The 21,016-nt window shown below is 37.0% G+C and carries 18 protein-coding genes; 6 read left to right on the forward strand and 12 right to left on the reverse strand.

Going from position 1 to position 21,016, the window contains the following annotated elements; genetic code table 11:
* Positions 1 to 87: 87 nt before the first annotated feature.
* The 3 genes from htpG to spoIVB form a co-directional block, all read right to left on the reverse strand.
* The gene (gene htpG / locus ACLU24_RS06325) at positions 88 to 1,926 is read right to left on the reverse strand and encodes a molecular chaperone HtpG (protein ID WP_412611123.1); all 1,839 of its coding nucleotides are present in this window, start codon (positions 1,924 to 1,926) and stop codon (positions 88 to 90) included.
* Positions 1,927 to 2,248: 322 nt separating this feature from the next.
* Complete coding sequence (spo0A, locus tag ACLU24_RS06330) at positions 2,249 to 3,037, reverse strand: sporulation transcription factor Spo0A (protein ID WP_412611124.1); 789 nt, start codon at positions 3,035 to 3,037, stop codon at positions 2,249 to 2,251.
* A gap of 117 nt (positions 3,038 to 3,154) precedes the next feature.
* Complete coding sequence (gene spoIVB, locus ACLU24_RS06335; RefSeq protein WP_412611125.1) at positions 3,155 to 4,387, reverse strand: SpoIVB peptidase; 1,233 nt, start codon at positions 4,385 to 4,387, stop codon at positions 3,155 to 3,157.
* A 58-nt stretch (positions 4,388 to 4,445) separates the two neighbouring features.
* Between spoIVB and ACLU24_RS06340 the strand changes: the two genes are divergently transcribed.
* Positions 4,446 to 4,664: a hypothetical protein gene (locus ACLU24_RS06340; protein WP_412611126.1), complete on the forward strand. Its 219-nt coding sequence runs from the start codon at positions 4,446 to 4,448 to the stop codon at positions 4,662 to 4,664.
* Between the two features lie 115 nt (positions 4,665 to 4,779).
* On the opposite strand, the gene alaS is transcribed toward ACLU24_RS06340, so the two are convergent.
* From alaS to ACLU24_RS06365, 5 genes are all read right to left on the reverse strand, one after another.
* Entirely contained in the window at positions 4,780 to 7,410 is a 2,631-nt protein-coding gene (alaS, locus tag ACLU24_RS06345; RefSeq protein WP_412611127.1) for an alanine--tRNA ligase, read from the reverse strand.
* Positions 7,411 to 7,523: 113 nt separating this feature from the next.
* Entirely contained in the window at positions 7,524 to 8,738 is a 1,215-nt protein-coding gene (locus ACLU24_RS06350; protein ID WP_412611129.1) for a peptidase U32 family protein, read from the reverse strand.
* Between the two features lie 376 nt (positions 8,739 to 9,114).
* Positions 9,115 to 10,731: an endolytic transglycosylase MltG gene (mltG, locus tag ACLU24_RS06355; RefSeq protein ID WP_412611131.1), complete on the reverse strand. Its 1,617-nt coding sequence runs from the start codon at positions 10,729 to 10,731 to the stop codon at positions 9,115 to 9,117.
* 2 nt (positions 10,732 to 10,733) lie between these two features.
* The gene (locus ACLU24_RS06360; RefSeq protein WP_412611132.1) at positions 10,734 to 11,336 is read right to left on the reverse strand and encodes a 5-formyltetrahydrofolate cyclo-ligase; all 603 of its coding nucleotides are present in this window, start codon (positions 11,334 to 11,336) and stop codon (positions 10,734 to 10,736) included.
* Positions 11,327 to 11,869: a DJ-1 family glyoxalase III gene (locus tag ACLU24_RS06365; protein ID WP_412611135.1), complete on the reverse strand. Its 543-nt coding sequence runs from the start codon at positions 11,867 to 11,869 to the stop codon at positions 11,327 to 11,329. Before ACLU24_RS06365 ends, ACLU24_RS06360 begins: the two co-directional genes overlap by 10 nt.
* A gap of 612 nt (positions 11,870 to 12,481) precedes the next feature.
* Between ACLU24_RS06365 and ACLU24_RS06370 the strand changes: the two genes are divergently transcribed.
* From ACLU24_RS06370 to feoB, 5 genes are all read left to right on the forward strand, one after another.
* Positions 12,482 to 13,396, forward strand: a complete 915-nt coding sequence (locus ACLU24_RS06370; protein WP_412611137.1) for a helix-turn-helix transcriptional regulator — start codon at positions 12,482 to 12,484, stop codon at positions 13,394 to 13,396.
* Positions 13,397 to 13,410: 14 nt separating this feature from the next.
* Positions 13,411 to 14,286 carry an SPL family radical SAM protein gene (locus ACLU24_RS06375; RefSeq protein ID WP_412611140.1) on the forward strand — a complete coding sequence of 292 codons (876 nt, stop codon included), beginning with the start codon at positions 13,411 to 13,413 and terminating at the stop codon, positions 14,284 to 14,286.
* Positions 14,287 to 14,376: 90 nt separating this feature from the next.
* The gene (locus ACLU24_RS06380) at positions 14,377 to 14,832 is read left to right on the forward strand and encodes a GyrI-like domain-containing protein (protein WP_412611142.1); all 456 of its coding nucleotides are present in this window, start codon (positions 14,377 to 14,379) and stop codon (positions 14,830 to 14,832) included.
* 162 nt (positions 14,833 to 14,994) lie between these two features.
* The gene (locus ACLU24_RS06385; RefSeq protein ID WP_412611144.1) at positions 14,995 to 15,237 is read left to right on the forward strand and encodes a FeoA family protein; all 243 of its coding nucleotides are present in this window, start codon (positions 14,995 to 14,997) and stop codon (positions 15,235 to 15,237) included.
* Positions 15,238 to 15,353: 116 nt separating this feature from the next.
* Positions 15,354 to 17,471 carry a ferrous iron transport protein B gene (feoB, locus tag ACLU24_RS06390; RefSeq protein ID WP_412611147.1) on the forward strand — a complete coding sequence of 706 codons (2,118 nt, stop codon included), beginning with the start codon at positions 15,354 to 15,356 and terminating at the stop codon, positions 17,469 to 17,471.
* Between the two features lie 77 nt (positions 17,472 to 17,548).
* Here the strand turns inward: feoB and ACLU24_RS06395 are convergent, their stop codons facing one another.
* The 4 genes from ACLU24_RS06395 to ACLU24_RS06410 all read right to left on the reverse strand — a co-directional run bounded on the left by ACLU24_RS06395 (position 17,549) and on the right by ACLU24_RS06410 (position 20,925).
* Positions 17,549 to 18,190 (reverse strand): SpoIIIAH-like family protein, encoded by a 642-nt coding sequence (locus tag ACLU24_RS06395; RefSeq protein WP_412611150.1) that lies wholly within the window; start codon positions 18,188 to 18,190, stop codon positions 17,549 to 17,551.
* 502 nt (positions 18,191 to 18,692) lie between these two features.
* On the reverse strand, positions 18,693 to 19,268 hold the full coding sequence (locus ACLU24_RS06400) for a hypothetical protein (protein ID WP_412611153.1): 576 nt from the start codon (positions 19,266 to 19,268) through the stop codon (positions 18,693 to 18,695).
* Between the two features lie 68 nt (positions 19,269 to 19,336).
* The gene (locus ACLU24_RS06405) at positions 19,337 to 19,795 is read right to left on the reverse strand and encodes a hypothetical protein (RefSeq protein ID WP_412611155.1); all 459 of its coding nucleotides are present in this window, start codon (positions 19,793 to 19,795) and stop codon (positions 19,337 to 19,339) included.
* Positions 19,792 to 20,925 carry a stage III sporulation protein AE gene (locus tag ACLU24_RS06410; RefSeq protein ID WP_412611158.1) on the reverse strand — a complete coding sequence of 378 codons (1,134 nt, stop codon included), beginning with the start codon at positions 20,923 to 20,925 and terminating at the stop codon, positions 19,792 to 19,794. Before ACLU24_RS06410 ends, ACLU24_RS06405 begins: the two co-directional genes overlap by 4 nt.
* Positions 20,926 to 21,016: the final 91 nt, after the last annotated feature.

A 21,016-nucleotide genomic window follows, 5' to 3' on the forward strand; every position in this document is an offset into this window, starting at 1 on the left:
CATGAGGGACTCCGTCCCTCAACCCTGCGAGCCTTTGAAAAGGCTCGAGCGAAACCTTTAAGTGTCTAAGGGAAGTTTGTTAGCTAATTATTTAATTATGCCAAGAATTTCAACACTTCTTGCTACAAAGTCCTTGAGTTCATCAGCAGTGAGCTTTCTCTGGCTGATAGTAGCAAGGTCAAGAATATGCTTACAAACAAGCTTGCGATTTTCTTCGCTTAATGTCGGAAGTGTCTTGATAATATCATTTGTTGTATTAATAACAAGTGTTTCCTTAGCCTCAGGTGAACCCCCGAAAATTCCGCCATAAAGCGTATTCATATCATTCATTCTTCTCATATACTCATTTTGAAGAAGAATTGCGGGAGTTCCCTTAGCTTTAAGACTTTCTGTCTGAATTTCAAGCTTATCGTCGCCGAGTGCAGTCTTAAAGATTTCCTTTAGCTTTTCGTTACTTGCATCATCAGTAACCTCATCAGATTTAAGTGCATCGCCAAGCTCTGAATCTATTCTTACAAGTTTTGTGCCGGTTTCCTTATATTCAAGGAAGCTTATGAAATGTGTATCAATAGTATGTGTAAGAAGAACCGCGTCAAGTCCATTAGCCTTAAACATATCAATATACTGTGCCTGAACACTTTCATCTGTGACATAGAAAATCTTGTCGCCCTGTTTTGGACAATCTGCGAAAGTTTTATATTCGCCTGAGATAGTCTTAAAGAGAATTATATCCTTAACTCTGTCATAGAACTTCTCGTCCTTAATGCAACCGAATTTAATAAATGGAGCAATATCGTCCCAATATTTTTCATAGGTTTCTCTGTCGTTCTTAAACATTGAAGAAAGCTTATCTGCAACCTTCTTTGTGATATGCTTTGAAATCTTAGCGACTTCGCCATCATTCTGCAAGAAGCTTCTTGAAACATTAAGCGGAATATCAGGACAATCAATTACACCCTTTAAGAGCATAAGGAACTCAGGGACAACCTCTTTGATGTTATCTGCGATATAAACCTGATTTGAATAAAGCTTAATTTCACCAGGCATAACCTGAAGCTTATCTGTCTGCTTAGGGAAATAAAGAATACCCTTTAAGTTGAAAGGATAGTCAACATTGAGGTGAATCCAGAAAAGTGGCTCATTAAAGTCGTGGAAAGCCTCTACATAAAATTCCTTATATTCTTCATCTGTGCAATCTCTTGGAGCTTTAAGCCAAAGTGGAGTTGTATTATTAACAGGCTTTGCGTCGTGCTTAATCTCGTTTCCGTCTGCGTCTTTTGTTACAACAGCCTCTTCTTCAGCAGGATTGAGATAAATCTCATAAGGCATAAAATGGCAGTATTTAAGGAGTAAATCACGAAGCTTATCCTTGTCAAGAAATTCTTCCTCGTCCTCAGTTATGTGCATAATGATAGATGTACCGTGCTGTGTGCGAGTACCATCTGTAATTTCATAAGTTGTACTTCCATCACTTACCCAGTGTACAGGCTGTGAATTTGGCTGATACGAAAGTGTTTCAATTTCAACGCTTTCAGAAACCATATAAGATGAGTAGAAACCAAGTCCAAAGTGACCGATAATACCTGCGTTGTCATCGGATTTATCTTTATATTTCTCTATAAATTCTTCCGCACCGGAAAAAGCAATTTGAGTAATATATTTTTCAACCTCATCAGCAGTCATACCAATACCGTTATCTGTAACAGTAAGGGTTTTTGCGTTCTTATCAGCGATAACTTCAATCCTTGGCTTAATACCGTCATTTTCAGCCTCACCAATACTACAAAGACTTTGATATTTTTTAATAGCATCGCAAGCGTTTGCAACAATTTCTCTGAGGAAAATATCCTTGTCAGAATAGAGCCATTTCTTAATTATCGGAAAAATATTTTCCGAGCTTACCTTAATTTGTCCTTCTTTTTGCATTATAAAAACCTCCTATGGCGTAATTGCCGGATTTTTTATGTAGATTTAAACAGGCAATACCATATAGAATTATGGTGCTGCCTGTTGTTTATATAATAATACCAATCATTCATTTTGTCAAATATTGCGGAAAGCGACAAATAAGCGCAGTTCAAAAACGAACTGCGCTTATTCTGAGAGGATTTATAATGTCGAACTGTATATGAAAATCTTGTAAGCAAATTATATTGTGTGAATTTTTAAATAGTTTAAAACATCAATGAGCTTTATTATATACCAAAATCTTATCAGCATTGATTAATTTTATACGAATATCAGAAAATCAAGCCACATCGCCACGATTTGGCACTTGCTTCATATGCAATCTCAATCTGTCAGAAATCATTGCCACAAATTCGCTGTTTGTTGGCTTTCCTCTGCCGTTGTGAATTGTATATCCGAAGTAAGAATTTAATACATCTACATCGCCTCTATCCCATGCAACCTCTATTGCGTGTCGTATTGCTCTTTCTACTCTTGATGAAGTAGTTTCATATTTCTTTGCAACACTTGGGTAAAGCTGCTTTGTTACTGCGTTTATTATCTCAGGGTGTTCTATCGACATAATAATCGAATCTCTAAGATACTGATAACCCTTAATATGTGCAGGAACTCCTATCTGGTGTAGAATCTCTGTAACCTGAATCTGCAATTCGCTATCGGAGCTTTTTATAGCACCGCTTGTCCTTGAAGAATTTCCTCGAATAAAGTCACTTATTCTCTCAAGCAAATCTGCTGTTTTGAAAGGCTTGATTACATAATAAGCTGCTCCTGCTCCGAGTGCCTCTCTTTCAAGCATTGAACTATCGAAATTTGAGAGTGTGATATAAATAATCTCCTTACCCTTTGAATTTCTTCTTGCATTCTTCATAACTCCGACAGCGTCAATATTTTTCATAAACATATCCATAACGACAACATCAGGTGATTGTTTATGAATTTCTTCAAGAAGAGCTGTTCCGTCTTTTTCGCAAAAACTTGGTGATACACCAAATTCTGCATAAACTGTTGTTCCTACATCAGCAAATTCTGCGGAATCCTCCGCAATAAGCATTTTAATTGTATTTTCCATGACCATTCCCCCGATTGATTTATTTGATGATTGAATATTACCATAAACTGGAAAAAATAGCAATAGTTTATCGTCAAAAAATTGGAAAAAAATGGAAATATGGTTGCTTGCATAAAATTAGGCAATATTTTCTATATCGTTTTGTGCAATTTCGTTGACACTTTCATACATATTCTCCGCAAAAATCGCATAGCCTCTTGTCGGGTCATTGACAAAAACATGGGTAACAGCTCCTATCAGCTTACCATCTTGAATAATCGGACTTCCGCTCATACCCTGAACAATTCCTCCTGCAGTATCAAGAAGTTCCTCATCTGTAACATGAATTACCATATTTTTCGTTTCCTGACTATCATTTCTGCTGACATTCTCAATCCAAATATTGTAATACTTCGGTTCACTGCCATCTATTGTAGAAAGCACCTTTGCCTCGCCTGTATGAACATTTTGCTTCCAAGCAATAGGAATTTCTGAATTATCAATCGGTGCTTTTTCTGCCTTACCAAAAACGCCCCTCTCTGAATTTGTAAGAATTGTTCCGATAGCATTATCATCGGCAAAATATCCTCTTAAAGAACCTGCCGAACCAGTGGTACTTTTTGTAAGACCGTTAATTTCCGCTGTAACAATATCACCGCTTAATAAAGGCAAAATAGTTCCTGCTTCGCTATCGCATATTCCATGTCCAAGCCCCGCAAAACACCCTGTATCGTTATCATAAAAGGTCATAGTACCGATACCGGCGGAGCTGTCACGCACCCATACCCCTATTTTATATTGAGCCGTTCCACATAAAGCAGGCAAAAGTTTAGTTGTAAAAATAACATTATCCCTGCGAACTTTCAACTTTATAGATTTCCCCTTTGACTTTGAAACTATCTCAGAAAGTTGTTCATTAGTGTCAGTTTCTGTTCCATCGGCGGATAAAATAATATCACCCACTTGTAATCCGGCGTCCTTTGCCGGATTAAGATACTTACCGTCTACGATAATATCTTCCATATTTATAACTATAACTCCACGAGTATAGAGTTTTACTCCGAAAGGTGTTCCGCAAGGAACAACAGTTTTTTCGTCACTTATTTTAATATCAATCTTTTTTATGGGAATACTGTTAAATAGCTTAAGTTCTCCACTTCCCACTTTTGTGGAACCACTTTTTGTACTTGCCGAAATAAAGCTATCTGCATCGGCCGAAACACAAAGCGGATAAGGTAAACTTATCTGACTTTTATTTTCCGAAACAGTAAATGAAGATTGTGCCGATACTGATTCATAGCCTACAATATAAAAAATCATCATTGAAATAATTGAACATATATATGAAAGCATTTTAAAAAATTTTTTCAATTACTTCACCTCCCTTTAAGAATAGCTTTTCCGACTACGAATAAAATAACTAAGGAAAATGCTAAGCTACAAACTTTCCAACAAATCGGCGGCAAGCCGCCGTTCCAAAGACGCAATGCGTGACCACACCGGACAAGACGCAGAATCGGTTTTGCAAGCAAAACCTCGACATATGCAAGGAAATTTTATTAACGCAGATAAAAAAATTTCCAATGAACTATCGACAAAAAATAAAGCGACGGACAAAGTCCGTCGCTCAAGAGCAAAGAATGGTTAAGGGCTTCGCCCTTAAAACCTACGAGGGACTCCGTCCCTCGACCATGCAAGCCTTTAAAAAGGCTTGACCTAAATTTTAATTTTCTTAGAGAAGTAATTTAGCTAATTATAGAATTCTATTCCTTTATCATTGGCAAAACTATATTTTCAACCTGCATAAGTGCTTCATCAATCTTAGTCAAATCTTTTACGCCAGCCATAGCTCTTTCCGGCTTACCGCCGCCTTTTCCACCTACAATAGCAGCGACTTCTTTGACTATCTTTCCAGCGTGAGCACCCTTCTTAACAGCTTCCTTACCGCAAGCAACAGCGATAGTTGCCTTTTCGCCGTCAATACCGAATAGAACTGCAACGCACTTATCTGCTGAACTAAGAACTCTGTCACACATATTCTTGAGCATTTCTGAATTTGTAGATGTAAATGCTGCTGAAATAATTCTTACATCTTTCTTGAGTTCAGAATTTGCAAAGAGTGAATCAAGCTTAAATGCTGCAATAGAGTTATTGAGCTTACTAATAGAATGTTCTTTCTCCTTAATATCATTTGCGATATGCTCACAAACATCAACAAAGTCATTGATGTTATTAACCTTGAGGATAGCAGCACCTTGCTTAACCATATCTGAGATATGATTAAGTGCATTGAGAACACCACGACCTGTAACAGCTTCTATTCTTCTTACACCAGCTGCAACAGAGCTTTCGCTTATAATCTTAAACATACCGATTTTTGAAGTATTATCAACATGAGTACCGCCGCAAAATTCTCTTGAATAATCTCCGATAGAAACAACACGAACTACATCGCCGTATTTCTCACCGAACAATGCCATAGCACCGAGCTTCTTAGCCTCTTCAATAGGCATTTCTCTGCAATCGACATCAATAGCGTCAAAGATTACATCATTTACCATATTTTCAATCTGATGAAGTTCTTCGTCAGTAAGAGCTGAGAAATGAGTAAAGTCGAAACGCATTCTATCAGCAGAAACAAGCTGACCAGCTTGTTCAACATGGTTGCCGAGAAGTTTTCTGAGGCTTGCTTGGAGAATATGAGCAGCAGTGTGATTTCTCATAGTGGAATTTCTTGTTTCCTTATCGACCTCAGCAGTAACTGTATCGCCTTCAGAAATAACACCGCTCTTAACTACGCAATGGTGCATGAATATTCCGTTGTTGTTTTTAGCTGTATCTTCAACTTCGATTTCACCATTAGAAGTTTTAAGAACACCGATATCACCTGTCTGACCGCCGCTTTCTGCATAGAAAGAAGTCTTATCAAGAACTATTACAACCTTATCATCTGCGCCGGAAAATTTTACTCTTTCGCCATTCTTGATGATTGCAAGAACCTTAGCGTCATTAGAAAGCTGAGTATAACCGAGGAACTCTGTCTTTGCAACATCACTGAGGTCTGCATTATCACTGAGCCAAGCCTCTGAATCAGCCTTGCTTCTTGCTTCCTTTGCACGCTTTTTCTGCTCTGCAAGAAGTTGATGGAAGCCTTCCTCATCAACCTTGAAATTACGCTCTTTTGCAATTTCCTTAATCAAATCGAGTGGCAAACCAAAGGTATCGTTAAGTTTAAATGCGTCATCGCCTGAAATTGTCTGGAAGTCTGAATCATCAATGACCTTATTTAGAAGTTCAAAGCCAAGAGAAAGAGTCTTAGAGAAATTTTCTTCCTCCATCTTAACAACCTTAGTGATAATCTCACGCTTCTCCTCAAGCTCAGGATATGCAGGATTTTCCTTGATAACAGTATCAACAATCTTATAGAGGAAAGGTTCTGTTACGCCAAGGATTCTTCCGTGTCTTGCTGCTCTTCTGAGAAGTCTTCTGAGAACATAGCCTCTGCCCTCATTTGAAGGCATAACACCGTCACCAATCATAAATGTAACACTTCTGATATGGTCAGTTACAACACGAAGTGAAACATCTGTCTTTTCGCTTTCGCCATATTTTACGCCCGAAATTTCGGAAACGTGTTTCATAATATTCTGAACTGTATCAACAAGGAACAAGTTATCAACTCCTTGCATAATGCAAGCAAGTCTTTCAAGTCCCATACCTGTATCAATGTTTGGATGCTCAAGTGGTGTATAGTTGCCGTTGCCGTCATTGTTGAACTGTGTGAAAACATTGTTCCAGAATTCAACATATCTGTCACAGTCACAACCAACTCCACAGGTAGGCTTTCCACAACCGTACTTTTCGCCTCTATCGAAATAAAGCTCTGAACAAGGGCCGCAAGGACCTGAACCATGCTCCCAGAAGTTATCCTCTTTACCAAGACGAACTATTCTCTTAGGAGATACGCCGACTTCCTTTGTCCAAATATCGAAAGCCTCATCATCTTTTTCATAGATAGAAACCCAGATTTTATCTTCCGGCAATTTAAGAACCTTTGTGCAGAATTCCCAGCTCCAAGCTGTTGCCTCGTGCTTGAAATAATCTCCGAATGAAAAGTTACCAAGCATTTCAAAATATGTGCCGTGTCTTGCAGTAATGCCGACACGCTCAATATCAGGCGTACGAATACATTTTTGGCAAGTAGTTACACGCTTTCTTGGCGGAGTAACCTCGCCTGTAAAATACTTTTTCATAGGAGCCATACCTGAGTTAATCAGCAAAAGGCTCTTATCGTCCTTAGGAACCAATGGGAAGCTCGGCAAGCGAAGATGTCCCTTTGATTCAAAGAAAGACAAATATTTTTCTCTTAATTCATTAAGTCCTGTCCATTCCATTTTTTTCACCTTATATTAAAATTATTTTTAACCCATGAGATTGATAGATGATTTTTCATCTTAAAATTCCATTATATATTATATTCTCTTTTCGCTAAGTGTCAAGCACAAATTTATACTCGTTTCTTTCTAAGCACAGAGCCTTTCGGAATTTCTACGCTTGTTATCATAGTAAGCTTTTGCATTGCGTGTGGCGCTGATTCAATCTCGTTGCCCCACTCGTCAAAGAGCTTTTCAGCTTTTGCATAGAAAGGCACTCCTGATGGCGGAAGTACATCAAGTTCATCGCCTGCATAGAATTTATTTCTTTGTGTAAGGCTTGCCTTGCCGTCTGCATAATCCTCACATACGGCGACAACCTCATAATTTCTGATATATCCGCCATTAGATGTAACCTGCCCGGGTTCTCCTCCAAAGAAAAAGCCTGTATTGTATTCTCTGTGGCTTACCTTGTCAAGCTCGTCACGAATCCAAGGCTTGAGAGTATAATTTTCGCCCTCTGCATAATAATCATCTATTGCGTGACGATAAGCATTAGTCGTAACCGAAACATAATAAGCCGACTTTGCTCTGCCCTCAATCTTCAAACTATAAACTCCCGCCTTAACAAGCTCAGGAATATGCTCAATCATGCAAAGGTCACGGGAATTATAGAGATATGTTCCATTTTCATTTTCTTCAATCGGAAAATATTGTCCCTCACGATTTTGCTCATAGAGGTGATATTTCCAACGGCAAGGTTGAGCACAATCTCCCCTATTTGCGTCACGACCTGTCATATAGCTTGAGATAAGACATCTTCCCGAAAATGATACGCACATCGAGCCATGCACAAAGGCTTCAAGTTCAAGCTCTTTTGGAGTTTTTGCTCTTATCTCAGCAATTTCATCAAGTGATAATTCTCTTGCAAGAACAACTCTCTTTGCACCCATATCGTGTAAAACATTTGCTGTATGATAGTTAACTATTCCTGTCTGTGTAGACATATGAATTTCAACATTCGGTGCATATTTTTTTGCTAAAGAAAATACTCCCAAATCTGCAACTATAAAAGCGTCAACTCCGCAATCTGCGGTACTTTCAAGAAAACTTGGAAGTGTTTCCATTTCTTTGCTTCGTGGAGTTGTATTGCAGGTAACATAAACATCAACGCCCTTTTCGTGTGCAAGTGCTACCGCTTTTTTTAGAGTATCGTGGTCAAAGTTTGCCGATGAGGTTCGCATACCATATTCCTCACCCGCAAGATAAATTGCGTCTGCACCGAATTTCAACGCACTTTGAAAACATTCAAAATCACCAGCAGGTGAAAGTAACTCTGTATTTTTCATTTTATCAGCTCCGAATTTTTTTCTTATTTTAATGTAAATTTGGTAGAAATTATTGATTAGTTAGCAAGTTTCTTTAAGACACTTAAAAGTTTCGCTCGAGCCTTTTTAAAGGCTCGCAGTTTCCAAAGGTAATCACCTACGGCAAAGCCTTTGGTCGCTCTCCACAAAAAATAGAAACACTTTATGCTCCTAAAAGCACAGGAAGGTAGAAAAACATTCCACTGGAATGTTTTTCGTAGGGAATCCTCGCAGGGGGTCCCTGAAATATAATTTCTAACTAAAACTTTCAACCCGATAGTTTTTCAAATCTATCGTCAAACTTATGTTATTTTAAAAACGCCGACAAACTGCTTAGTCAGTCGGCGTTTTTGTTTTATTAGTTCTGTGTTGTAGTTAAGCCTGCCTTAATGAGATTTGATTCGTGTTCAGCACCTGTTGTTGCATAATAGGACTGAGCAGGTGAATCAGAAGTAGCAGCCTTATGACAGAAGAAGTAGTAATTTGTATCATCAGGAGAAAGTGCCGCATCAATAGCGTCTTTACCAGGGTTACATATAGCACCAGCCGGCAGACCTTCTATATCGTATGTATCATAACGGCTCTTAAAGCTGTTTTTCTCAGCAATAGGAATTTGAGTTTTACTCTTATATGGATAATATACAGTAGAGTCAACCTGAAGCTTAGTCATACCAACATCGCCAAATGGGCTTACACCATCTGATTTAGCAGTATTAAGACGATTATGCAAAACGCTTGAAACAAGATACATATCATCAACATCGGCAGCTTCTGCCTGAATAATAGACGCAAGTGTTATAACCTCATCTACTGTCATTCCGGCAGCCTTAGCTCTCTGTTCTATTGTAACACGCTTATCAAAACCATCTACACGAGATTTTGTATGATAAACTTTAAGCTCGTAGTTATTGAGAAGTTTTCTCATTACATTTTCCATTTTTTCATCTTTATAGAAATAATAAGTATCAGGGAAAAGATAGCCCTCAAGCTTGTAATATCTTTCAGACTTATTTTTTATTTCCTTCAGGAAAGTAAATTCGTCATCGTAGGTATCGCTATTGCAAGCATTAAGGAATTCAGCTGATGAGCATACGCCATTCTTTTCAAGTACCTCAGAAAATTCTCTTACATTCATACCTTCTGTAAACTGTACAGAAACTATATCCGTTCTGTTAGTATCTGTCTGAAGATATGAAATAATAGCCTGATAGTCAAGATTTTTCTTTATGTCATAAGTTCCGCTGACAAAGCCCGATTTAGATTTTGTCATAGTAGCATAAAGATTGAAAAAGCTTTTATTATTGATAATATTATTTTTATAAAGTATATTTAAAACATCATCAAACGAAGCTTTACTTGGAATATTTATCGTAACTTCTTCATCAGTTCTTCCAACAGCAAGCATATCGTTTATGCCGACAACCATATATCCACCTAAAAGAATGGAAATAAGTGCCGCCATTATAGCCCATACAACTCTAAAGAAACGCTTATTTTTGCGTGATTTTGCTTTAAGACGCTTTTTATCCGCTTCTCTTGCCCTCTTAAATTCCTTCTTTTCAGCAGGAGTCATCTTTTTAGTAATAACATTTGCACTATAGCTCTGTATGCTATCGCTTGTACTATCGAGGTCATCGTCAGCAATAATCATACTCTGGTCTATATTCTGCAAAATACTGGAAGAATTTATATCCTCATCAAAATTGCTGTAAATCGGTTTTTGAGGTATACCATAATCGGTTCTTTCTTCCTGTGGCATATCCTCCATATTGTCTATGTCATCTATATTATCAATATGAACCTTAAAGTTCTCTATCTTATCACGCCTTGAAACAGCTTCGCCAAAGCTCTCATCGGCTATATTATTTTCCTCTGTCTGAGCTTGAGTATCGTCAGTCGGAAAACTTTCTTCATTGATATGAAGCTTAAAGCCCTCTATTTTTTCCTGACGCTTTTCATTCATATCATCGCTCATATCTATACCTCCGTAGTTCTTTGGTTAGTCCGTCTTATGTATTTTTCGGTAACAAGCAAATCTGCTCTCCTATCATAAAAGCCATGCACAAGCTTCCACTGAACGCAAGAGCTATAACAAATTCCCGCCGTATCTCCTCCGAAACGGCTCAAAAATCTATCATAATAACCTTTCCCATAGCCTAAACGATAACCATCAAAATCGAATACCAATCCTGGAATAATACATAAGCCTTTTGAGTAATCCGTCAGAAGTTCACACTGTTCTTTAATCGGCTCAAGAACTCCAAATGTTCTCGGCTCAAGCTGGTCGATTGAAGTAATATAATAAAAATCCATCTCTCGACTATTATCTATACATCTCGGGACGGCAACTCTCTTGCCGTCTTTTAAAGCCTGACGAATAAGACCAAATGTATCTACTTCTATCTTTGTAGAAACATATGTCAGAATCGTATCATTAGATTTATATTGTCTGAGCTTTAATATATTTTTGAGAACCATCTTATCAAGCAAAGCTTTTTGCTTAGGTGGCATTTCTTCTCTTTGTCTGCGTATTTTTTTTCGCAGCTCAGATTTATATTCTCGAATATCATCTATCGGCATTGTATTGCATTCCTTACGCTGTTAGCCACATCATTGCCTTTAAGCTCCCTGAGAAGTTCAAGTCCGAATTCAACAGAAACTCCCATACCTCTTGCAGTAATAATCTTGCCGTCTTTCTCAACAAAACCATTATTGCATATAGCTCCGTCAAGTTCTTTCTGAAAACCCGGAAAAGCTGTTGCGTGCTTGCCTTTTAGCAGACCCATATGTCCAAGAATTGACGGTGCGGCACAAATAGCACCGATGAGAATATCGTTCTGACTGCAATATTCCACAGTACCCTTAACAATTTCAGACTCCTCAAGATTCGTAGTCCCCGGCATACCGCCTGGAAGTACGATTGCCTCGATATCATCAAAATCATCAATTTCTTCTTCCATAATATCAGCTGTAACAACGATATTATGTGAACTCATAGCATCTCTTCCTGTAACTCCTACAGTAACAACATCTACACCGCCTCGTCTTAGAATATCGACAGGTGTAAGTGCCTCAATCTCCTCAAAGCCATCTGCTAAAAATACATATACCATTTTAAGTTCATATCCTTTCTTTAGTCAAGACCAAAACATTTGCCAACTTCCTGACTACAATTTATGTCACCACACATTTATTTTTTAAAAAGCACAGTAACACTTATACAGATACTATTAAACCTCAAATCCGATACAATGTCAATATTTTAGGATAAATTTCTACTGATTATACTATATGTATCACTTTTTATTCAGATATTTAGACATTGCTTACTTTGGGTTATTATGCTACTATTAAAGCAAAACTATGAAATTTGCTTTAATAGTAAAAATTTCGCTCAAGCCTTTTCAAAGGATTGTAGATCAAACGCAACGCCTTTGTCGCCGTCCGCAGACGGCGAAACCCTTTATATTTCTCTGAGCGCAGGAGGGCATAAAAACATTCCGGCGGAATGTTTTTCGTAGTGAACTCTTGCAGGAGAGCATGTTAAATATAAATGTATAAATGCTGAAAACTTTGAATTTGATAGTTTCTCAAAACTATTATAGATTAAGAATTATAATTGAATCCATATTATTCTAAAAATTATTTCTTAAATCATTATAAACAAGACAAGTTGCCGTCATGTTTATACAAATATAATGTATTTTATAAGGAAGTGATTTCATATGAAAATCGACCGACTAATCGGAATCCTTACCATTCTTTTACAAAAGGAAAAAGTAACTGCACCTTATCTTGCAGAAAAATTTGAAGTTTCACGCAGAACAATAAATCGTGATATAGAAGATATGTGCAAAGCAGGAATTCCAATAGTAACAATTCAAGGAAAAAATGGCGGAATATCAATAATGGATGGCTATCAGATTGACAAAACACTTCTCACAAATGATGATATGAATTCTATACTTTCCGCTCTCAAAGGTCTTGACAGCATAAGCAACACAAATAAATATAAGCTCTTAATTGAAAAGCTTTCCGCAGGAAATAATAAAAATCCAGATATTCTTCCATCTAACGAACATATTATAATAGATCTCTCCTCTTGGCAAAAATCTTCTCTTGCTCCAAAAATAGAACTTATTCAAGCCTCTATAAGTAATTCAAAAACAATTTCATTCCGATATTTCTCGCCAAATGAAGAAAGCTTTCGTGAGATTGAACCTATCTCGCTAATATTTAAGTGGTCATCATGGTATGTATGGGGATATTGTCTGAAACGAAACGATTTTCGCCTTTTTAAATTAAATCGAATTACCGAACTTAAAACAGGCAAAATCATCACCAAAAAACATATAAAACCTCCGCCCGACTTTTCAGCAGAAAATATCTTTCCGACAGAATTTACAATCGAAGCTATTTTCGATTCGTCTGTAAAATGGCGTATAATTGATGAATATGGAATCGATAGCTTTAAACAACTTGAAAATGGAAAATTATATTTCATTCATGAATCCACCGATAAATACAGCTTATTTTCTTGGCTATTGACATTCGGAGAAGCTGTTGAACTTTTAAAACCCGAATTTTTGCGTTCAGAATTTGCAAAATATCTCAAAAATATAAGCAAGATTTACACTTAAAAGGATTGAAAAATATGCACATGGTAAATGCAAAAGGAATTTTATCCGCACAAAATGGAATGAATATATACCGTGGCTGTTCACATGGATGTATATATTGCGATTCAAGAAGTAAGTGTTATCAGATGTCGCATAGCTTTGAAGATATTGAAGTAAAAGCTAATGCTGTTCAACTTTTAGAAAACGCTTTAAAAAGGAAGCGAAAGCCATGTATGATTGGAACAGGTGCTATGAGCGACCCATATATTCCACTTGAAAAAAATCTTTGTAATATGAGAAAATGTCTTGAAATTATTAATAAATATGGTTTCGGAGTATCTATTCTTACAAAATCAAACCTTATTTTGAGAGATTTGGAGTTGCTAAAAAGTATAAATCAAAAAACAAAAGTCGTTGTCCAAATGACTTTAACTACATATGATGAAAAACTCTGTAAAATTCTTGAGCCAAATGTCAGTACAAGCTATGAACGTTTTAAGGTGCTTGAAATTATGCGTGATAACGGTATTCCAACGATTGTTTGGCTTGACCCTATTCTTCCGTTTATAAACGATACGGAAGAAAATATTCGCGGTATATTAAGTTATTGTGAAAAAGCAAAAGTTTGTGGAATCATGTGCTTTGGAATGGGACTTACTCTCAGAAACGGCAATCGCGAATATTTTTATAAAAAGCTTGATGAACACTTTCCAAATCTTAAAGAAAAATACATACACAAATACGGAAACAGCTATGAGATTACAAGCCCTAAAAATAAGGAACTTATGCAGATTCTTATATCATTCTGTCGAAAACTTGGAATCATGTATAATATCGACGAAATTTTCTCGTATTTATCAGAATTTAAACAAAACGAAAATGAACAACTTAATTTTTTTGATATGCTATAAAATATGACACACTGTTGTCGTGGTTACTATGATATTCTTATCTTGTCGACAAAAGATATATCTAAAAAATTCAAAGGAGATAAAATTATTATGGAATATGAAATCGTCAATTTGCCCGAAAAAACAGCAGTAGGAATCTCTGCAAGAACAAATAATTTCTCACCTGATATGTGCAAGGTCATCGGCAATCTTTGGAAACGCTTTTTCGAGGAAGGCATTTTCTTCGGCATAAAAAATAAAGCTAATGAAAAAGCACTCGGAATGTATTACGATTATGAAAATAACGAAGAAGGAGATTATTCTACCGCAGTAGCCTGTGAGGTAAGTTCTTCTGATGGAAATAACAGCGATTTAAGCATTATAAAAATCCCCGCTGGGAAATATGCAAAGTTTATAGTAAAAGGTAATGGCGTAACAGCAGTTTCAGATTTTTGGAAAGAATTATGGCAAATGAATCTTCCAAGAACTTTCGTATGCGATTTTGAAGAATATCAAAATAGCGATATGAATAACGCAGAAATTCATATTTACATAGGCATAAAATAATAATATTAAACCAAAAGGCTTCATTCAGATTCTTAAAATGTATTTGAATGAAGCCTTTAATTTTTTATTATAAAACACTCTCTAAGTACCCTTATGGAATATAACAGCATAAGATAGATAGTGAGAAGCTGAAAGATTTTACAGCAGAAAGGTTTGGTTCTGATGAATACCAAAACAATCTCGCTTGATTCTCTTTCGGTTGGCGATTCCGGTTTTGTTTCAAAGCTGCTTTCTAAAGGCGAGCTTCGCAGAAGAATGTTAGACCTTGGACTTGTCAAAGGAACATATGTAGAAAGCCTTATGAAAAGTCCTGTCGGAGGACTTACCGCCTATTTTATAAGTGGTGCTGTAATAGCCATTCGCCCCGAAGATGCGAGATACATTTTAATAAATAAGCAACAGTAATTAAAGCGGTATGTGTATCATTTAGATTTCACATACCGCCAGAATTACTCTATAATATTCACCTTTCTAAATCTTTATTGCAAATATCCTACCATCTTCACTCAGGAGGTACATAGATGAAAAGCGATACTGAAAAGCTTAAAAATTCCAATCTAACGGTCGCTCTTGCGGGAAATCCAAATGTAGGCAAAAGCACCGTTTTTAATGCCCTTACCGGTATGCGACAACATACAGGAAACTGGGCAGGAAAAACTGTCGCCAATGCAAGCGGAACTTTTACTCATAAAAGCATTGACTTCACGCTTGTAGATATTCCGGGAACATATTCGCTTATGGCGTCATCTCCGGACGAAGAAGCCGCAAGGGAATTTATCTGCTTTGGTCAGCCTGATTGTATAATTGTAGTTCTTGACGCAACCTGTCTTGAACGAAATTTAAATCTTGCTCTACAAATTTTAGAAGTAAATAAAAAAGCTGTAATTTGTGTAAACCTACTTGACGAAGCAACAAAAAAAGGTATTCAAATCGACCTTGATGAACTTTCACTATATCTCGGCGTTCCTGTCGTAGGAACTGCGGCTCGTTCCGGAGAAGGTCTTGAAGAACTAAAAGATGCCGTTTTTGATGTAGCCACTGAAAAAAGAAAGGTCTTCGGCACAAAAATAAAGTATAACAGCAATCTCGAAAAAGCTGTAACTAAGCTTGAAAACATTATCGAAGATTCAAAGCTTTTTGATGATAAAACTTTCAGCTATCTTTCAAAAAGATTTCTTGCTTTAAGGTTAATTGATTGCGATAAAAAGCTTGACAATTCCATAAAAGAATATTTCAATTTCAGCCTTATAGAAAATCAAACTATAAATAAAGCCGTCACAAAAATACATGAAGAATTTGAAACCATTGGTCTGAAACAGGATGATACAAGAGATATTATAGTCGAGGGAATCGTTGCAAAAGCAAGAGAAATCTATGCACATTGTACTTGTCTTTGTGATAAGTGTTACAGCAGGCGTGACAGAAAGCTCGATAAAATTTTAACCTCAAAGCTGACCGGTATTCCGATAATGCTTTTGCTTTTCGGGATAATTTTCTATATAACAATTTCAGGTGCAAACTATCCATCTGAGCTTCTCTCAATGGCATTTTCTAAGGTTCAGGAATGGCTTTATGGGCTTTTTGATTTATTACATTCACCACCATTTTTAAAAGGCTTATTGATAGATGGAATGTTCAAAACTCTTTCGTGGGTAGTTGCAGTTATGCTTCCGCCTATGGCAATTTTCTTTCCACTCTTTACCCTTTTAGAGGATTTCGGATATTTACCAAGAGTGGCATTTAATATGGATAGATTCTTCGCTAAATCAGGCACAAGCGGTAAACAATCCCTTACGATGCTAATGGGATTCGGGTGTAATGCGTGCGGCGTTACCGGCTGTCGAATTATAGAATCTCCAAGAGAACGAATTATAGCGACCGTAACGAATAATTTTGTCCCTTGTAACGGAAGATTTCCAACTTTAATTGCAATAATAACGATGTTTTTCGCCGCAGGAATTTCATTACCATTTCGTTCGCTTGTTTCAGCGGGTTTATTATTGACAGTAATAGTTTTTGGAGTGGTAGTCACACTCTTAGTTTCAAAACTTCTCTCAGCAACACTTCTAAAAGGTTTGCCTTCATCATTCACGCTTGAACTTCCACCATACCGTAGACCTCAGATTTGTAAAACAATAGTGCATTCCTTGCTCGACAGAACTGTTTTTGTACTTTTAAGAGCAATGTGTGTAGCCGCTCCTGCAGGAATTGTAATATGGTTGATGTCAAACATTATGATAAATGGAGAATCGTTATGTGTTATAATTTCAAACTTTCTCCAACCTCTTGGCTCACTTATGGGACTTGACGGTGTAATTTTACTTGCGTTTATTTTAGGATTTCCAGCGAATGAAATCGTTGTACCTATAATCATTATGATTTACACTGCCTCCGGAACACTTGTCGAATACGACAGCCTTTCTTCGCTTTATAATCTGTTCGTAGAAAATGGTTGGACTTGGGTAACAGCACTATGCACTATGATTTTCTCACTAATGCACTTTCCATGCTCAACCACTTGTCTTACAATCTATAAAGAAACCAAAAGTCTTAAATGGACGCTTCTTTCATTTATCCTACCTACAATATTAGGCATATTACTCTGTATGGCAATAAACGCTGTTTTCTTTTGGGTATAAAACATAAAAGTGGGCTGCTGAATATAGCAGTCCACTTTTTATAATGCAACTTACAAAATTATATTTGCCCTTTAGATTTATTCTGATTTTTCACTTGATGCTTGCTGATTATCTGAAACCTGTTCAGTTATGGTAATCTTTCCATATTCAATACCGCTCTGTTTATGAACAATATCCTTAATTGTAATTGCTCCTGCATTGGTAACATTTCCGGCAGAAACAACAATACTACACTCGCCATTAGAAATAAATGCTATACATTCATCAAATCCCTTTGCTTTAATAAGGCTTTCTATATTGCTTTGCTGTTCTATCCTTTTCGTGATTTCAGCAACTTGCTTTACTGCATCCGTCTTTGCAGCTTCGTTTTTATCATCATCTTCAATAATATTATTCAGAAGTTCGAGTTCTTCATCTTGTGCCTGTTTGCGTTTAAGTTCAGCTTGTGCAAAATATTCGCTTTTTTCTTCCGCATTGGCATTGGTTTCTTTGACCGATTCATTACTTGTAGTTTCTGATTTACTGCTTTCAGATTTCTTAGAAGCTGAAGTATTTACATACTTAGCCTCACCAATTTCCTTAGATGATGATGTTTTGGAGTTTTCATCGGCATTAGCCAAAAGTGAATCATTCGCCGAGAACTGCCAGTTAAGATAAACCGCCGCACCAAGTGCTACAACCAGAGCCGCAATAATAAACTGTCTTTTACCTAATTTCATTTTATAACCTCCATTATTATGTAAATATATTTAAGCAGCGGTGGCGGATTGCCTCCACTGTCAGGATACCAAATCATTCGTAATCGTTGTCATAATCGAAGAAATTCTTTAACTAATGCACTTTCCAAAGATACTTAAAGTTTAGGTCAGGCCTTTTAGAGCTTACAGTTTTCAAAGGTAATCACCTACGGCAGAGCCTTTGTTGGGTTTTAATTGTGAAGCCCTTAATATTTTTGTTCTTTTAGCGTAGCGGCAAACTTTGTTCATCGCTTTTTTCTTTTATCAGCAACAACAGTTGAATAGGGAACCCCCTGCGAGGGTTCCCTACGAAAAACATTCCACTGGAATGTTTTTCTACCCTCCTGCGCTTTTAGGAGCATAAAGCATTTCGCCGTCTGCGGACGGCGACCAAAGGCTCTGCCGTAGGTGACTACCTTTGGAAACTGCAAGCTTTTGAAAAAGCTTGAGCAAAACTTTTATATTTCTTAAAATAAAGTTCAACTTATCGGCTCGCCGCTTTCTGAACCGAAACTCTTGATGATGCCACACCTAAAACCGTTCGCACACTATCTATAATATTTTGTTTTACAATAGCAGAATCCGCTCCCTCACAAACCACAAGAACACCTTTAATCTTCGGCATAATTTCTGTAACCTTAATCGGTTCTTCGGTGCTGTTCTTCCCCTTGATTATTACAGTTGAAGATTTATTGCTATATTGAGAATTTTCGCCATCAGATTTATTATTTGTATCTATATCAGTCTGATAAACGCTCTCTATCTCTCTATCTATTGTAATAAGAATATTTGTTTTTCCTGCGCCATTGATATTTGAGATAATCTTTGCCAAATCCTCCTCAAGCTTTTTTGCATAATCATCAGCCGTAATCTTCGTTTCAGAAACAGGTGCATCTGTTTCTTCCGTTTTTTTACCCATAAAGCTTGAAAGAAATATCAGAGCTATTCCAAGTATTCCGGCGAAGATTATCAAATTTTTAAGATTATTACCCGAAAAAATTGATTTTGCGGTTAATTTTTTTTCTTCTTTTGTTTCGTCTTTTATATCTTCGTTTTCCATAAATCTCATTCCTTTTTCGCTTTTTAACATAATAACATTTTGACCATGAAATTTAGTGCCGAATCATGCTACTCATTTATAAGACATTCAAGACCTAATTCATCAGCAATTTTACTTCTTATTTTTTCAGAAAATTCCAAGTCCTTTGCTGAGATTTTAAGCCTTACCTTTATCATATTTATGCAGTTGTCCTCATCAATATCCATATCAATAGAAATTTCTTCCGCCTCAACAGGAATCTCAGATAACTTATTCTTAACAAGCTCTACCATACTTTTTTTAACATATTCAACAGATTGTTGATTAGCAGCCTCAACATTAGATGAGCTTATATCTTCTATCGGTGGAACTGCACTAAAATCAAGGTCAATTTCAGATAACGGAACTATTACCGCACAAAGCATAAATCCGCCAAAAACAAATCTGAGTATTCCGTTCATTCTTGAGGACGGTGCAAGAAGCTCCAGAACTCCGCATATAACTGCCGCTATACAAATCACTACTGCCCAAGACGAAATAGCTGTCACGAACCTGCACCCCCTATAATCAGAATAAGTACTGTCGAAAGAATAAACACTGTCATAACGCAGAGCAAAACCGCAGTAATTGTTGAAACAACTTTTGATGCAGAACGCAGCAGCTTACAAACGCCGTCAGTGCCGAGAATATCTCCGATTGATGCGGATATATTAAGTGAAAATATCCAAAGTAAACATCTAATGAGTACGGGCAGAAACATAAAAGCTATTCCGAAAATCATAAATACACCCGAACCGGATTTAAGCAGTTTTAAACCTCCACGAACAGACGCAAGTGATTCGCCCAAAGCTCCGCCGACAACCGGTACAAATGAGCTTACCGCAAATTTTAATGCTCTTCCGCCCGCTCCATCTGCCCTTGTAGTTATTACACTCTGAAATGTAAGAACACTAACGAAAACCGACATACAAAAGGTCATTGTCCATTTGCAGACCTTATATAACATATCGCAAAGTGAAGATAATTTCATTCTTGGAGAAATTGACGACATAACCGATACGCCAAGAAATATATTAAGTAGAGGGAGAAATAAATTTGCCGAAAGAGCTGAAATCGCCTGTGCCGCTGTCATCATAGCAGTACAATAAGATGTGCCTGAAATAGCCTCACCTGCTGAAAGCATAAGCCCTCCCATAATAGGAATATAAAGCGTCATAAAACCGCAAGCACCCTTTATTATTTCACAGGTTTCTTGTATCACTCCACAAAGCGGAACTACAACACAAGCAACAACACAAAGCGTTCCGACAGTAGAGCCAACACCACCCATACTACTTACAAGCGAAACTCGAAAGCTTTCCACAAGTGAACAAAGAACGATTATTCCGATACAAACGGGTATAGCGCCAAAAGGAGAAGTTGCTTCTTTTAGAGCAATATTTGTTATTTCACCGAATACATCTGAAATACTCACCGAAGATAATATGCTCGTTTCAGAAGATGTGATTCCTGCATTTTCAAGAGCATTCTGCGTTTCTTCAGGGAGTTGACCAAATAGTTCCGCTACACCGCTTGAGTTATATTGTTCGGAATAAAGCTCGTCCTCAGTAGCATTTACGCTAAAAGAAAATACTGCTAATAATAAGAAAATAAAGAAAAAAACTCTTTTAAACATCATATTAAAACTTTCCTTAAAATAATAAACTATCGCCAATTCACAGAATCGGTTTATATTCATACAATTTAAGACTATCATTCGGGCGAACACA

Source organism: Pseudoruminococcus sp., assembly GCF_047012705.1.
Classification (GTDB): Bacteria; Bacillota; Clostridia; order Oscillospirales; family Acutalibacteraceae; genus Pseudoruminococcus.